Here is a 15,779-nt window from a genome sequence, read left to right on the forward strand (position 1 = left end):
AACCCTATGACCATTGAGAACACCTTTCAGCAACGCGAGCAGCAATTCAGTAAAGCCGAACAGGTAGCCCAACAGCAGTATAACCAATTAGCGTTCTGGCGACTTGTCTGGTTTGTAGGCAGTGTTGCGGGCGTCTGGTTGCTCATCCGCCTTGATCAGCAATTGGGTGCTGTGGGTGCTTTGCTCATTGGCCTGGTTGGTTTTCTGTTTTTGTTGAAAAAACATCAGGCCGTTCGTGTCCAACGCGATATCAATCATCATCTGGTCTTTGTTAACCGGGATGAAGCGGCTCGTCTTGAACGACGTTATCTGCGCCCTGAAACCGGCGAGCAATTTGCTAATCCTGCGCATTACTACGCGGGCGACCTGGACGTGTTTGGCAAGCATTCGTTGTTTCGACTACTCAATCGTACGCACACGCACGAGGGACAGAATCGATTAGCAACCTGGCTACAAACACCATCCGGACCGGATGCTATTCGGCTTCGCCAGCAAGCAGCCACCGAATTGAAAGCGGATCTTGATTGGCGGCAACAGTTTGAAGCCTTGGCGTACACGGAGGAAACAATTACCCGTTCGCCAGAAGAATTGATAAAATGGGCCACGGCGGATGTTACGCCCTTACCGGGCTACCTGAACATCGTACGCTTTGTATTTCCCGCCATCACACTTGGGATAGTTATTGCCTGGCTGACCGGTTATGTGCCCGGAGTCGCTGTCTTATTGGCACTGGCTGTTCACAGTGGCGTGCTGAGTCAAACTTCGGCCCGTGCTAAAGAAGTGAGCGAACAGACGTTTGAGATATCGGCCGCTCTTCGGTCGTACCAGACGTTGTATCAATATGCTGAACAGGTAAAAGGTCAGGCGTTACGATTACAGGCTATTCGAGATGCGCTGAAGTCAACCGACAAGTCAGCTTCCGAAGCGATTGGCCAGTTATTCCAGCTAACCGAAGGATTGAACTACCGACGTAATCCGTATTTCTATCTTTTTTTCGGTATTGCCACCTTGTGGGATATTCATTACCTGTTCCGGCTAGAACACTGGCGGAAAGAACATGGTCCTCATCTGAGTCGCTGGTTCGACGCATTAGGTGAACTGGAAGCACTGAATAGTCTGGCTGGGTTTTCCTATGCTCACCCAACCTACGCCACTCCAGACATTGTTGATGATCAGCTAACGCTAAAAATCAAATCGGCAGCCCACCCTTTATTACCGCCGGATCGTAGCGTAGCCAACTCGCTTACGCTAGTGGGTAGTGGGCAAACGATCCTGATCACGGGATCAAATATGTCGGGAAAAAGTACGTTTCTGCGTACCGTTGGGGCAAACGTTATCCTGGCTCTGGCGGGCGCCGTGGTCAGCGCAAAAGAGTTTGTGTGTTCGCCGGTACGGGTGTTTACCAGCATGCGTACGCAGGATTCGCTCGAAGAAAGTACTTCCTCATTTTACGCTGAATTAAAACGCCTACAGACGCTTATCAACCTTTCTAAGCAGTCACCTAGTACCCTGCCGGGTAGTGTGCCCGTGCTTTATTTTCTGGACGAAATTCTAAAAGGAACCAATTCCGTCGACCGGCACCGGGGCGCGGAGGCTTTGATTCGCCAACTGCACCGTACAACGGCTTCGGGTTTTGTATCAACGCACGATCTTGAACTTGGTCAGTTGACGGATTCCAGTGATTTTGTTCGTAATTATCATTTCCAGTCCGATCTACACAATGGTGAATTGCTGTTCGATTACACGCTTCGTGATGGTATCTGCAAAAGCTTCAATGCCAGTCAGCTGATGCAGGCAATCGGGATTGAAATCGATGCCGTTCAGAAATAGAACCAGTACCAGCGAAGCTTGGGACCAATTTGTAGCGTCGGTGCCGGAATCTTTATGTATTTGAAAAAGCCTAAAATCAGCTTCGCCGTTGCGTTGCGTGGTTTGAAAAGCTTAATCAGGTTTATATCTGGAGCAATATACCACTCATGGCGGCCACCCAGACCGTCGTGATGAGAACTCCAGCTTTCGGCTTCCAGGCCCATACCAACCGATAGTTGCAACCAATCAGGCCATGTGTTTTGCCAGCGTTGCCCACCAAAACGATTCACCGAGAAAGACAACCAATACGTCTGGTTCAAGTAGTCGTCGATGGAAAATCGCTGGCGCGGGATACCACGTTCGTCAAAATATTTGGGTGTGCGCTGCCAGTAACTAGCCTTCCACTGAGCATCTTGCAAAAACGCAGAGCGGTGTTGCAGCATAGGCCAGAAACCACCGAGGGTACCGGCTGTCACATCGCGCCAGCTAAATCCATACGTCGGCGAATAAGCGTCTTTCAGTTCGATTCCTACCTCAACGAATGCGGCTGCACCCAACGCTAGCCATTGGGCTTTTCGGGGTGCTACACCCGCCCAGCGAAAAGCGTTATAATACGCATCGGATACAAAAACGCCACCTACTAAGTGGGCTACTTTATCGAGGCCGCTGGCATACGTCAAATCCCGCCCTTCGTCAAAATGGAAAGCGGTTCCTTTACCGTTCCACCACGTTCGCTCGAGATAAGCATAGCTTGATCCAAGTGTCAGTAGTGATGTTGCTCCAACGGCCCACACTCGACCTGCTTTGGTCGTGCTGGACTGTATTCGGCTGCTGTCCGATGAAACCGGCAACGTATCCGATGACGAAGTAAGAGCTAGTACTAGAAATAGCGTTTTCACAGGGTAGTGTGTAAGAGCCACTTTAGGCGAATAAAGTTACATACATGTCTGATAGAGAAAAATTGCGCTAGTCAAAATTATGCTCTTCCAACTGGGCAAAATCCAAAACAAGAACTGTCCGCCCTTGTTAGGACTAAAGAAAGCCGTATATTTGCAATAGTATGCTTGCATACTATTGCAAAAGTAAATGACACTTTCCTAATGAAAACCGGAAGCAATACGGGCAATAACGGCCAAAAAAAAAGCCTTCCCAATGGGAAGGCTTACGTTAAGGTGGTGGTGATGGACGGAATCGAACCGCCGACACAAGGATTTTCAGTCCTTTGCTCTACCAACTGAGCTACATCACCGAAACGTGGGTGCAAAAGTACGTTGCTTGAGCATTTTTGCAATAGATTGACCAAAAATATTTTCAATAAAATTCTGTCATCTTTCTCAATTATTTGATTAACAGGTGATTTGACTCAAAAATAAATGGAAATTTTTCAGCAGATTTTATTCGTCGTGGCCCTAGTAGCTACGGCATGGTACATAACCAAACGCGTTCGGCTTATCGCACGAGCCATTAATTTAGGTCGTCCGGAGAACCGATTCGATCATGCTGACGAGCGATTGAAGACGATGCTGTTAGTTGCGTTTGGACAGAAAAAGATGTTCGCAAATCCATTGGTGGGTGTCATGCACTTTGTCATCTACGCCGGATTTATTATCATCAATATTGAAATCCTGGAAATTATCCTGGACGGCATCTTAGGCACGCACCGATTGTTTGCGCCGTACATTACGCCGGTTTATCCCATCCTGATTGATGTGTTTGAAGTGCTTGCATTTGGCGTTCTGGTGGTTTGCGTTGTCTTTTTATGTCGCCGGTTTATTGCCCGCGTTAGTCGGTTGCAGGCCGAGCGTCACCGCGAGTTACGAGGTTGGCCTGTTTCGGACGCAACCATTATTCTCGTTGCCGAGATTGTACTAATGGTCGCCTTTCTTACCTGGAATGCGTCGGATAGCGTCCTGCGCGATCGGGGTGTCGGTCATTACGGTGAGCTGCAAGGTGTCGTCCCTGATTTTCTAATTAGTCAGTATCTCAAACCGCTATTTGCGGGTTTTAGCGATACCGCTTTGGTTGCTTACGAACGTACTGCCTGGTGGTTGCATATCCTGGGCATTCTGGCTTTTGCCGTATATGTCACCTACTCGAAACACTTGCATATCGCTTTGGGCTTTCCCAACGTGTATTTCTCCGATTTACAACCAAAAGGAGAAATGCAGAATATGCCTGAAATCACCAAAGAAGTACAGCTTGCTTTAGGCTTACCGGTTACAACGGGTGCAGATGGATCGCAAGTAAACGACAATGGTGAGCAACCGGCAGAAGTCGGTCGATTTGGTGCGAAAGACGTGCAGGACCTGAAATGGATCAACCTCATGAATGCTTACAGCTGTACGGAGTGTGGTCGCTGCACAGCCGCCTGTCCGGCTAGTATCACCGGCAAAAAACTTTCTCCCCGGAAGATTATGATGGATACCCGCGATCGGATGGAAGATATTCAGCGGGGCTGGCAAACGCACGGAAACGACTACCAGGATGATAAGTCGCTGTTGGGGGATTATATCACCGCCGAAGAATTGAACGCCTGTACGACCTGCCAGGCGTGCGTAAACGCTTGTCCGATCAACATTAATCCGCTGGATATTATTCTTCAGTTACGGCGTTACCGGGTCATGGAAGAATCGCAGGCGCCCGCTTCCTGGAACGCGATGTTCAGCAATATCGAAAATAACATGGCTCCCTGGAAATTTTCGCCAAGCGACCGGTTTAACTGGGCCGATCAGGTTAATGAAGTTAAATAGGTACACTTCGATTCTGGCGATTATAAGCCGCATCAACGTATTCATCAAAGAACCATACGCATGACACAGGAAGTAAAAACATATACAGTACCGACAATGGCCGACATGGCCGCGTCGGGCGATGAACCGGAAATTCTGTTTTGGGTTGGCTGCGCTGGCTCATTCGATGATCGCTATAAACGTGTGACCATTGCCTTCGTTCGCATTCTAAACCACGTAGGTATCAAATTTGCCGTTCTGGGACCGGAGGAAGCCTGTACGGGTGACCCAGCGCGTCGGGCGGGAAACGAGTTTTTGTTTCAGATGCAGGCTATGGCGAATATTCAGGTGTTGAATGGCTACAACATCAAGAAGATCGTAACGGCTTGTCCGCATTGTTTCAATACGCTCAAGAACGAGTATCCAGAACTGGGCGGAAACTACGAGGTTATTCACCATTCGCAGTTCTTACAAGGGCTAATCAACGAAGGGCGTGTACGCGTTAAAGATGGTGAGTCGTTTAAAGGACGGCGGATAACCTTTCATGATTCCTGTTACCTGGGTCGGGCGAATAAAATCTATGAAGCGCCCCGCGATGTGTTAGCCGCCCTGGATGCCGATCTGGTCGAGATGAAACGCGTACGGGCCAACGGACTCTGCTGCGGCGCTGGTGGCGGGCAATACTTTAAAGAACCGGAACCTGGTACCAAAGATGTGAACGTCGAGCGGGTAGAGGAGGCTCTGGGCACCGGTGCCGATACGATTGCAGTAGCTTGCCCATTTTGCATGACGATGATGTCAGACGGGGTTAAAAATAAGAATCGGGAGGACTCGGTTCGAGTGTACGACATTTCGGAACTCATCGCGCAGGGACAAGGGTTGTAAATTCAGTGTGTAGGTGTCAAGAAAGATCACCGAAGAAAGTGGTTCGCTCGATTCTTGACTGCCGTTAACTGATAACTAGAAACTGGATATGTACGTTGACTTTGACAAACTGCCCCAGAACGCCCGTGTGTGGGTGTATCAGGCAAACCGTCCGCTGGCCGACAGGGAGGTGAATGCGATCAATGCGGCTCTACAACCGGCGCTCGGCCAGTGGAGTGCCCACGGGCAGCCTTTGCTGGCATCAGCATTGGTAATCGAGAATCGGTTTATTGTCGTAGGTGTCGATGAAGGCTATACCTTGCCGAGTGGCTGTTCGATTGACAGTTCGGTTCGAACCTTACAGGAGATAAGTCAGCAACTTAGCGCGAGCAGTGAGCCGGTCAATTTTCTTGATCGGTCGGCAGCGGTACAGTCTGACAACGGTTCGGTTACGGTGTATCCACTGCCCACGATCAAAGCTGCTGTTGCCGATGGGCTCCTGACGACCGAAACGATTGTTTTTAACACGCTGGTCAAAACGAAAGCGGAGTTTTTGTCAGACTGGCATGTCAGAGCTGCCGACTCCTGGCTAAAGCGGTATTTCAAATCCGTTAGTGCCTAGGAATACGTAAATATACAAGCCAATCAGCCGCTAACGATTCGATCGGGTAGCGGCTGATTGGCTTTAACAGTAAAGCATTTCGAAACGTTCACTGCCAAATCGTCATATTGGCTTGATTTTGAGTTATTTTTTGAACAAAGGAGTGATTTTTGTAGTCAAGTTCTAATACAACAAAGCGGATTGATAACACATAATTATCGAATTCGTTTAGTATTGCCGACGGTAAAAGGCAATTAACTCTTACTTTTATGGCGACCATACAAGAAGTTATGTCAGATACGCCAACTCGCGACGACGACCAATTGCTACCCGACGGCGATCCAACTGAACAGCCCTCGGCCGATACTCCTGCTCGTGGATATACCGATGAGCAGAAATATCGAATTTTCAACAAGGAGTTCATGCCGCACATTGACTCCATGTACAATTTTGCTTTTCGCCTGACAACCGACGAGGACGATGCTAACGATCTCGTGCAGGATACTTACTTAAAAGCGTTTCGGTTTATTTCGTCTTTTGAACAAGGAACTAACGCTAAAGCATGGCTGTTTCGGATTTTGAAGAACAGCTTCATCAACGATTACCGGAAGAAAAGCAAAGAGCCCGCCAAGGTTGATTACCAGGATGTAGAAACCACCTACAATTCTGAAGATGCCGAAACCGAGCACACTGTTGATCTACGGGCGGAGTCAGTTTCTGATCTGATCGGTGATGAAGTGGCAACAGCATTAAATTCGTTGCCGGTAGATTTTCGGACCGTAATTATCCTTTGCGATATCGAAGGATTTACCTACGAGGAAATGGCTAAGATTTTAGACATTCCGATTGGTACAGTTCGATCCCGATTACACCGTGCTCGTAACCTGTTGAAAGAAAAATTGCGGGATTACGCATCTTCAATGGGTTATAATGAAGAAAATGACGAATAAACCGAACTTTTTCTAACTATAATTTGGTTCTGCTAATAACTTAACGTATTATTATTCTTGGAATAAATATAACTTTTCCAATGCAAACGTCGTTGCCATCGTCATCTAATGTAAAGTCTGAGATGAAAGAACATTGTGATCATAGGACAGACTGTCTCAAGATGATACAATTAATCGTGGACGGAGAAGCTACTGAACAGCAGCTTGATAAGCTGAGAGCAAACCTAGAGTCCTGTAAGCCTTGCATTGAGATGTACCATCTCGAAAAAGAAGTAAAAGAACTGTTAGCAAAACGGATAGAAAAGCGGTGCTGCCCTGAGCAGTTAGTGGCAACGATCAAATCTAAAATTCTGACTTTCAGTTAGTCGTTACTATACACACATTGGGGTAATTAAGGAAGTGCTTACCAAGGCAGCCTTGATTACCCCAATTGTCTTATTTACAATTAATTCAATACCCACTTTGGACGGCAAACTCATTATTTTTTCGGCCCCTTCTGGTTCGGGCAAGACCACAATCGTCAAGCATTTGCTGGCCGAGAATACGAATCTCGGCTTTTCCATTTCCGCCTGCACCCGCGACCGTCGGGGACGAAGCGAAGAGAATGGCAAGGACTATTATTTTCTTACTCCCGAGGTGTTCAAACAAAAGATCGACAGTAACGAATTTGTGGAGTGGGAGGAAGTCTACACGGGCGCTTTTTACGGAACGTTAAAATCGGAGATCGAACGGGTATGGGAAAGCGGTAAGCACGTACTGTTTGATGTTGACGTTCAGGGTGGTCTTAAATTAAAAGAATATTACGGCGACAAAGCATTAGCCGTTTTTGTACAGGTCCCTGATGAAGAAACGCTACGGCAACGCCTGATCGGGCGGGGATCAGAAACCGAAGAAAGTTTATCGAAGCGGTTATTCAAAGTGCACTTCGAAATGAGCTTTAAAGATCGTTTCGATGTCATTCTGGTAAATGATGAACTGGAAACGTCGCTGGCAAAAGCGCAGAAACTCGTCGATAATTTTGTTCAAGAAAACAGCGTACCAGCCAAAGGAACCATTATTTAGACAGAAAGTGGGGATGAGGATAGAGAACGTATGTTCACCTTATTTCTCGCTTGGTGCTCCTCGCTTTTATGAAAATCGGCTTATTTTTCGGTTCGTTTAACCCGATTCACATTGGTCATCTGATCATTGCCAACACGATGGCGAATATGACTGATCTGGAACAGGTATGGTTTGTTGTTTCCCCGCAGAACCCATTCAAAAAAACGAAAAGCTTGCTGCATGAGTTTGACCGATTCGATATGGTCGAACGCGCCATTGCCGATAATAGCCGCCTGAAAGCTACAGATATTGAGTTTTCGATGCCCAAGCCGAGCTATACAATCGACACGTTGACGCGGCTGAGCGAAAAATACCCGCAGCATTCGTTCCGGCTGATCATGGGGGAAGATAACCTTGAGCAGTTTGCGAACTGGAAGAACTACGATAAGATTCTGGAGTACTACGGTTTGTACGTTTACCCAAGACCGCGTGCCGTTGCCAGTCCGTTTGTAACGCACGCTAATGTGCGCTTGGTCGAATCGCCGTTGCTGGATATATCCGCTACGTTTATCCGCGAAAGTATTCGCGAAAATCGTCCAATCCGCTACATGGTGCCCGAAGTGGTGGAGGAGATGATTACACGCAAGAAGTTTTACCTGTAACCTGGGCATCCTGTCCGCATAATCGAGGATTACATTGGCGGACAGGATACTCGTATTACGGAAGGCCGTTCTGGAACGTGATCTCGGTTGCAAGGCCGATGGCACTCATGCGAATAGCAACGGAACGGCTGTTTGATTTAGCGCCCGCCTGATCGCATTGCGGTCCTTTTTCCAGAAAGTAGATGTAAAATTTCTGGTTACGGTCCTCAATCTGATTAACGTCTGGCCGTCCAAGCAATTCACCGATGGTGTTGGCTGTTTTTCCTTTTAGGTTTTGAATCTCCGCTTTAAAGTCGGGTACCAATTTGGCTCGGACGCCATTACAACCACCCCGGTCACCACGCCATTTTTTCAGATCCAGTTTACCAAACTGGTCTGGCGCCGAGCTACAACCCGATAGCAGAACAGCCACTAAAAGTCCGTACAAAAATTTCATAACACGTACTGTTTCAACGCAACGGCACAAAGAACGCAGTCAATAGCCACGCTTACGTCCTTTGCACCGCTGACTATTATCGTTTATTGCTCGTTGTAAAGCACCTGCAACAAGGTCTGCCCAACGGCTTTGAGGGTACCCCGGTCGATATTGCTCATGTTATCCTCAGCAGTGTGCCAGGCTGGGAAGAAACCACCTGTGCCAATGTTCGTATGAATAATATCGATCATTGGGATCTTCGCGATTGTATTCGGAGCAACATGGTCGTCAGTGATTTGTCCGCCAGTGGTATCAACGAAATACTGGCTGTAGCCTGCCTGACTGGCCGTTTGCCAGACTTTGTTGACAACTGTTGGTGCAAATTGCATGGACAGCCCTTCTTTGGCGAACGTGGCTCCTTTAGCGCCAACCATATCCAGTAGAATGCCGTAATACGCCGAGTAGCCTGGTTTATGCAGGTTTTTAGACCAGTAACGGGAGCCCAGGCAGAAACCAATATAGTCGTACTGATTGCCGCTTTCTTTCTCGAAATCGTTCGCGGCTTTTTCGCCGTTACCCCAGTCTTCGGCGTCGAAGAAAATGATATCGATGCCAACGGTTGGCTTTTGCTGACTCTGTTGAATAGTGCGAGCCAGTTCTAACAAAACACCAACACCGCTGGCCCCATCGTTAGCGGCCGTAACGGGCTTCGATTGGTCTGCTTTGTCGGAGTCCTGATCGGCATGGGGGCGCGAATCCCAGTGAGATGCCAGCACAATTCGTTTAGTCGCCTTGGGATTAATGCTGCCGATGATGTTTCGGGCGTTTAGCTTCTTGCCATCCCAGGTCGTAGCCACAAAATTCTGCTCAATAACCTCACAGCCAAACTGCTTTAGCTTGGCCGCCAGGTAATTTCCCGTTTGAACGTGTGCCGGTGTGTTCGGCACGCGTGGCCCGAATTTAACCTGTTGATCAATATACGTATAAGCAGAGTCAGCGTTGAAAGCAGGCGCCGTAACGGTGCTCGTTTGTTCCGTTGTCTGAGTGGTATCGCTTTCGTTCTGTTTGGTTTTGCAGCTGCTAAAAGCCATCAGAAAGGCTACGGCGGAAAGGGTGATGGTTCTGGTCATGCAGATAAAAGTGGGCCAATCTCCAGATCAGCCCCTGTTATTAATCACATATAGTTTGGTCGATCAATCTGGAGATTGATGCTGTTATTCTTCGTAGGCCCAGTCGATCTGATGCTTCATGTCTTTGATGGCCAGTCCCTGCGCTTTGAAATACGAACGAATCTGATCCACTTTATCGTACTGCTTTTGCTCTTTGTATTCGCGGTACAAGGCAAGTAATCCCTCCAGTACCGGCTGGTTATCGGTTCCTTCTTCCAATAGGCCCAGTACGTCCTGCATAAACGAGACAAACGACTCTTTCAGTAGATTAAATACCTCTTCGCCCAGCGTAGCCGACTGAAGCTGGTTCAGGTAAATCATATTGATGTATTTCAACAACGTAAACAGCTGAGCAATACCAACTGCCGTGTTGAGATCATCATTCATTGCTTCGTAAAACTGCTGTACTGCCTGCCGAATATCCTGCTGTTTGTCTTCGCTCGGCGAAACAGCGTCATCTGCTTTGTAGGCCAGCGTTTTCACAACGCGCAAACCGTTAGCCAGCCGCCGGTATCCTTTCTGAGCCGCTTTGAGCGCTTCGTTGGAGAAGTCCAGCGTGCTGCGGTAATGCGATTGCAGCATAAAAAACCGTACCGTCATGGGGCTGTACGGCTGCTCAAGCAAGTAATGGCTACCCGCAAATAATTCGGCGGGCAGGAATGAGTTGCCCAACGATTTCGACATTTTCTGGCCGTTGACCGTCAACATATTCGAATGCATCCAGTACCGAACGGGGTCATGTCCGGTCAAACCATCGCCCTGCGCAATTTCGCATTCGTGGTGCGGAAATTTGAGGTCCATACCGCCCCCGTGGATGTCAAACTGCTTGCCCAGGTACTTGGTACTCATGCAGGTGCATTCCAGGTGCCAACCGGGAAAACCGGCTCCCCAGGGCGAGTTCCAGCGCATCAGGTGTTCGGGTGCGGCTCGTTTCCAGATGGCAAAGTCGAGCGGATTTCGTTTTTCGGATTGACCGTCGAGTTCCCGCGTTTCATTCAGCAGATCGTCGAGGATACGACCCGAAAGTTTACCGTAGTTGCCCCCCCGCTGATTATAGGTTTCTATATCGAAATAAACCGAACCGTTTGATTCATACGCCAGTCCTTTTTCCAGCAAGCTTTGTACGGCTTCAATTTGTTCGACCATATGCCCGGTAGCAGTTGGCTCAATGCTGGGAGAAATGGTATTGAACTGCGCCATGACGGTGTGGAAATCGTTCGTAAACCGCTGTACAATCTCCATCGGCTCCACTTTTTCCAGCTTAGCCATCCGACCAATCTTGTCTTCGCCATCGTCGCCGTCGCCGACCAGGTGTCCAACGTCGGTCAGGTTACGGACGTAGCGAACTTTATAGCCGATAAATGTCAGATAGCGGTATAAGGTATCAAACGTCAGGAAGGTACGGACGTTGCCTAAGTGAACGTAGTTATAAACCGTCGGACCGCAGACATACATGCCCACGTAGGGCGCATTGATTGGTTCGAACAGTTCTTTTTTACGAGAAAGCGTATTGTATAACGATAACGGTTGCATTGGTTGGTTGACTGTTTTAAGGCCGTGATAAAGGACCCGACTTACCGGGTTGGTGTTCATGAGAAGAGTAAGCAGATCAGCCGCAACAATGCGGTACCATGGGATGAATCGCCTTTATCAGCATAACAAATAGATTCCTGTTCGTGACGGCGAAGTTACGGATTGTTAATCGGAAAACGGTAGCCTGACGGACACAGCCGGATGCTTTTGGTTATATTCGCGCTTTGTTTCGCGCTTTTCTCCGCTTAGGCTCAGTAATGCAGGTAGTTGAAGTTGGCACCAACGCCAAATATCAGAAAGAATTTATCGAATTTCCCGTGCGGCTTTACCGCCATGATCCATACTGGATTCGGCCGTTGGATGCCGATGTGGAGGAGGTATTTGACCCGTCGCGCAACAAGCGTTTTGAGCACGGCGAATGTGTCCGTTACTTACTGCTGACCGATAAAGGTGAAACAATTGGCCGGGTTGCGGCTTTCGTTGACCGCGAAATTGCGAATCTGGGCAATGACCAGCCGACAGGTGGTCTGGGCTTTTTCGAGTGTATCGACGATCAGAAAGCGGCTTTTTTACTGTTCGATGCCGGAAAAACGTGGCTGCAAAGCCGGGGTATGGAAGCAATGGATGGCCCGATCAATTTCGGTGACCGCGACCGCTGGTGGGGTTTGCTGGTTGATGGCTTCGAGCGGGAGCCTAACTACTGCATGCCTTACACGAAACCGTATTACATTCCTTTCTTCGAGAACTACGGCTTCCAGGATTATTTCAAGCAGTTTACGTTTGGTATTCCGACAACGTGGGCCAAGCTGGTCGATATGTCGCAGGCGGTAAAAGATCGGGCGCAACGGGTTTACCAAAATCCGGATTATAGTTTTCGGACCATCGACAAGAAAGATTTGCCCGCAGCGGCCGAGCAGTTCAGGCATATTTACAACGCGGCCTGGGGCGGCCATAGCGGGGTTAAAGAAATGTCGGCTGAACAGGCGCAACTGCTGATGAAAAAGCTAAAGCCCGTTCTTGACGAAAATATTATTTACTTCGCTTATTATCAGGGCGAGCCGGTCGCTTTTTTCGTTTGTCTGCCCGAACTCAATCAGGTATTCAAGCATGTCAACGGCAAGCTTGATTTAATCGGCAAGCTGAAATTCCTGTGGCATATGCTCCTTCGGACCAACCACAAAGCGTTTGGTGTGGTGTTTGGCGTAGCCCCTGAACACCAGGGAAAAGGCGTTGAAGCCGCCATTGCGCTACGGATGCCCTACGAAGCCGATCATAATCCGAAGTTTCAATACACCGAGTTAGAGATGAACTGGGTTGGTGATTTCAACCCAATTATGGTTCGCTTTGTCAGTCAGTTAGGGTCAAAAATCGTGAAAACGCACGTGACTTACCGCAAACTTTTCGACGAGACAAAGCCCTTTAAACGCTGTCCGGTAATCGGACGAAAAAAATAAGTTCTCGGTTTTCAGTCCGTGGGTTTCGGTTAGCTGCTGCATCTATCAGTTAACGGTTGCTTGAACTGAAAAATGAAAGCTATAAACTGAAAACAAACAACAATGAGCTTACTTACCGTTGGTTCCGTAGCGTTTGACGCCCTGGAAACCCCATTTGGCAAAACCGACAAAATCATCGGCGGTGCCGCTACGTACATCACGCTGTCTGCTTCGTACTTCACGAAAGCAAATAATCTGGTTGCCGTGGTGGGTGACGATTTCCCGCAGTCGATGATCGACATTCTGCTTCAGCACGGAATCGACACCGAAGGATTGCAAATCCGCCAGGGTGAAAAAACCTTTTTCTGGTCGGGAAAATATCACAACGATATGAACACCCGCGATACGCTGGAAACGCAGCTGAACGTGATGGAGCATTTCGATCCGATCATTCCTGATGCGTATCAGAATTGCCAGTACCTGATGCTCGGTAATACAGCACCGGCTATCCAGCAGATGGTCATCGAGCGGCTGCACAACCGTCCCAAGCTAATTGTACTCGACACGATGAATCTTTGGATTGACATAGCCAATGCTGATCTGATGGGTCTAATCAAGCTCGTAGACGTGTTGGTTGTCAACGACGAAGAAGCCCGGCAACTGACGAAGGAGTACTCGTTAGTGAAGGCAGCGGCCAAAATTCAAACGATGGGACCGAAGACGGTTATCATCAAAAAAGGCGAGCATGGGGCTTTACTGTTTAGTGAAGGCCGCGTTTTCTTTGCGCCCGCCTTACCGCTCGAAGAGGTATTCGATCCGACCGGCGCAGGCGACACGTTTGCGGGTGGCTTCATCGGCTATCTGAGCAAAACTGACGACATCTCGTTCGACAACATGAAGCGGGGCATCATTTACGGTTCTGCTATGGCATCATTCTGCGTAGAGAAATTTGGTGCCGAACGGATTATGAACCTAACGCAGGAAGAAATTGAGGAGCGGGTCAATGAGTTCGTCAAATTGTCGGCTTTTGGACTAAATTAACTCGCTTAGGAGCCGGTAGTTATGTCAGAACAATAGTCAATTCTGTTCTGATGAAACTATCGGCTCTTTCTTTTAGGGAAAACAAAAAAAACTGATCATATTTGTTACTAATAACGACTTAAAGGAAATACCTGCCCGTCAAAATAGCGTACGTATAGGGTGTTATTGTGCTAAATACTAGTAAAACTATAAAAGTGGCTGAGTAATACATCGATCAACTATGGCTATCATTTACTTCGCGTATCTATTCTTTTTAAGCTATTTAGCACTTAGTGTATTATATCTGGCTGTGTTTGCCATAGCTGGTCGTCTTGGCCGGGCCGATGACAACTACTTACCTGGCCGGGCGCAGGTTCTCAAAAAAATAGGTGTCCTGATTCCCGCCTACAAGGAGGACGCTGTTATCGTAGATTCCGTTAAAGCTAACCTCGCTCAGGACTATCCTGCCAGCCGTTTCGATCTGATTGTTATCGCCGATTCGTTCCAGCCGCATACGCTGGCGACACTCGCTACACTACCAATTAAAGTAATCGAGGTATCGTTTGAGGTATCCACGGTCGCCAAGGCCATCAACGCGGCTCTTGCGCAGATACCCGATCACGAATACGATATCCTAGTCGTATCGGATGCTGACAACCACATGGCGGCTGATTTTCTGAGTCGCATCAATGCTGCGTTTGGGCAGGGATGGAAAGCCGTTCAGGGGCACCGGGTCGCGAAAAACACCGATACCAGTGTAGCTGTACTGGATGCCATTAGTGAAGAGATCAACAACCATATTTTCCGGAAAGGTAGCCGCGCATTAGGTCTGGCATCGTCAATTATTGGATCAGGAATGGCTTTTGACCCTGTTCTGATGAAAAGCTGCATGGCCAACCTGCACACGATGGGAGGGTATGACAAAGAACTGGAAATGAACATCGTACTGAGCGGTCATAAAATCGGTTATCTGGAAGATGCCTTCGTTTACGACGAAAAAGTAGCGCAGCAGGCCGTCTTCGAAAATCAGCGTACCCGGTGGATTGCGGCTCAGTGGCAATTCCTTAAATTTTATTTCAGACGTGGCATAACCGAGCTGTTGAACGGGCGCATGTCCAGTGCCTTCAAAGTTATTCAGGCGTTGGTCTTACCCAGAGTGATACTTCTTGGCGTACTGGCTTTGTGCTCCTTGATTGGCTTACTAATACCTGATCCTACCCTGCGTAGCCTTCCAATTGCTTCGCTGCTGGGTCTAATTGCTAGCCTTATCCTTTCTGTCCCCAATTATCTATGGAAGCGCGTCACCATGCGGGAGGTTATGCTTATTCCGGTGCTGATGTTGCGCTTTGCCCGTGCTATCTTCAATATGCGAAAAGCCTTTAAAAGCTTTATGCACACTCCTCACACGAGCGCCCCTGACAAATCAACTGATACTGTAAGAATACCCTGACCGTAGATTTATAGCCAAAATTGTTCCTTCGTTTTACTAATTCGTTGGCTGGGTAAATATGCTCTTTAGTTTAATAACTTATATTGTACGTTACTGATTATCA

Annotated in this window: 14 protein-coding genes and 1 tRNA gene; 10 read left to right on the top strand and 5 right to left on the bottom strand. The window is 48.2% G+C overall.

The annotated features are described in order from the left end of the window. Positions 1 to 6 precede the first annotated feature (6 nt). A complete protein-coding gene (locus tag LQ777_RS00190; protein ID WP_232560508.1) occupies positions 7 to 1,830 on the top strand; it encodes a MutS-related protein in 1,824 nt (607 codons plus the stop codon). On the opposite strand, the gene LQ777_RS00195 is transcribed toward LQ777_RS00190, so the two are convergent. Further along, positions 1,821 to 2,708 carry a DUF2279 domain-containing protein gene (locus LQ777_RS00195; protein WP_232560509.1) on the bottom strand — a complete coding sequence of 296 codons (888 nt, stop codon included), beginning with the start codon at positions 2,706 to 2,708 and terminating at the stop codon, positions 1,821 to 1,823. The genes LQ777_RS00190 and LQ777_RS00195 overlap by 10 nt on opposite strands. Before the next feature lie 274 nt (positions 2,709 to 2,982). Next, positions 2,983 to 3,058, bottom strand: a tRNA-Phe gene (locus LQ777_RS00200). Between the two features lie 124 nt (positions 3,059 to 3,182). On the opposite strand from LQ777_RS00200, the gene LQ777_RS00205 reads away from it, so the two are divergent. From LQ777_RS00205 to nadD, 6 genes are all read left to right on the top strand, one after another. Next, positions 3,183 to 4,559: a 4Fe-4S dicluster domain-containing protein gene (locus tag LQ777_RS00205; RefSeq protein WP_232560510.1), complete on the top strand. Its 1,377-nt coding sequence runs from the start codon at positions 3,183 to 3,185 to the stop codon at positions 4,557 to 4,559. 60 nt (positions 4,560 to 4,619) lie between these two features. Continuing rightward, on the top strand, positions 4,620 to 5,423 hold the full coding sequence (locus tag LQ777_RS00210; protein WP_232560511.1) for a (Fe-S)-binding protein: 804 nt from the start codon (positions 4,620 to 4,622) through the stop codon (positions 5,421 to 5,423). Positions 5,424 to 5,511: 88 nt separating this feature from the next. Continuing rightward, positions 5,512 to 6,024, top strand: a complete 513-nt coding sequence (locus LQ777_RS00215) for a hypothetical protein (protein ID WP_232560512.1) — start codon at positions 5,512 to 5,514, stop codon at positions 6,022 to 6,024. A 248-nt stretch (positions 6,025 to 6,272) separates the two neighbouring features. Further along, positions 6,273 to 6,953, top strand: coding sequence for a sigma-70 family RNA polymerase sigma factor (locus LQ777_RS00220; RefSeq protein ID WP_232560513.1), 681 nt, complete (start codon positions 6,273 to 6,275; stop codon positions 6,951 to 6,953). A gap of 462 nt (positions 6,954 to 7,415) precedes the next feature. Then, positions 7,416 to 8,015, top strand: a complete 600-nt coding sequence (gmk, locus tag LQ777_RS00225; protein ID WP_232560514.1) for a guanylate kinase — start codon at positions 7,416 to 7,418, stop codon at positions 8,013 to 8,015. 68 nt (positions 8,016 to 8,083) lie between these two features. Next, the gene (nadD, locus tag LQ777_RS00230) at positions 8,084 to 8,656 is read left to right on the top strand and encodes a nicotinate (nicotinamide) nucleotide adenylyltransferase (RefSeq protein ID WP_232560515.1); all 573 of its coding nucleotides are present in this window, start codon (positions 8,084 to 8,086) and stop codon (positions 8,654 to 8,656) included. Between the two features lie 55 nt (positions 8,657 to 8,711). Here the strand turns inward: nadD and LQ777_RS00235 are convergent, their stop codons facing one another. The 3 genes from LQ777_RS00235 to cysS form a co-directional block, all read right to left on the bottom strand. Beyond that, positions 8,712 to 9,092 carry a hypothetical protein gene (locus LQ777_RS00235; protein WP_232560516.1) on the bottom strand — a complete coding sequence of 127 codons (381 nt, stop codon included), beginning with the start codon at positions 9,090 to 9,092 and terminating at the stop codon, positions 8,712 to 8,714. 83 nt (positions 9,093 to 9,175) lie between these two features. Continuing rightward, positions 9,176 to 10,201: a M28 family peptidase gene (locus LQ777_RS00240; RefSeq protein WP_232560517.1), complete on the bottom strand. Its 1,026-nt coding sequence runs from the start codon at positions 10,199 to 10,201 to the stop codon at positions 9,176 to 9,178. An 84-nt stretch (positions 10,202 to 10,285) separates the two neighbouring features. Beyond that, on the bottom strand, positions 10,286 to 11,773 hold the full coding sequence (cysS, locus tag LQ777_RS00245) for a cysteine--tRNA ligase (RefSeq protein ID WP_232560518.1): 1,488 nt from the start codon (positions 11,771 to 11,773) through the stop codon (positions 10,286 to 10,288). Positions 11,774 to 12,030: 257 nt separating this feature from the next. Here cysS and LQ777_RS00250 point away from each other — a divergent pair, with 257 nt between their 5' ends. The 3 genes from LQ777_RS00250 to LQ777_RS00260 all read left to right on the top strand — a co-directional run bounded on the left by LQ777_RS00250 (position 12,031) and on the right by LQ777_RS00260 (position 15,676). Further along, positions 12,031 to 13,227 carry a hypothetical protein gene (locus tag LQ777_RS00250; RefSeq protein WP_232560519.1) on the top strand — a complete coding sequence of 399 codons (1,197 nt, stop codon included), beginning with the start codon at positions 12,031 to 12,033 and terminating at the stop codon, positions 13,225 to 13,227. Positions 13,228 to 13,329: 102 nt separating this feature from the next. Then, entirely contained in the window at positions 13,330 to 14,247 is a 918-nt protein-coding gene (locus tag LQ777_RS00255; RefSeq protein ID WP_232560520.1) for a PfkB family carbohydrate kinase, read from the top strand. A 220-nt stretch (positions 14,248 to 14,467) separates the two neighbouring features. After that, positions 14,468 to 15,676: a glycosyltransferase family 2 protein gene (locus tag LQ777_RS00260; RefSeq protein ID WP_232560521.1), complete on the top strand. Its 1,209-nt coding sequence runs from the start codon at positions 14,468 to 14,470 to the stop codon at positions 15,674 to 15,676. The last annotated feature ends 103 nt before the right edge of the window (positions 15,677 to 15,779 follow it).

The sequence above is a fragment of the Spirosoma oryzicola genome, assembly GCF_021233055.1.
Classification (GTDB): Bacteria; Bacteroidota; Bacteroidia; order Cytophagales; family Spirosomataceae; genus Spirosoma; species Spirosoma oryzicola.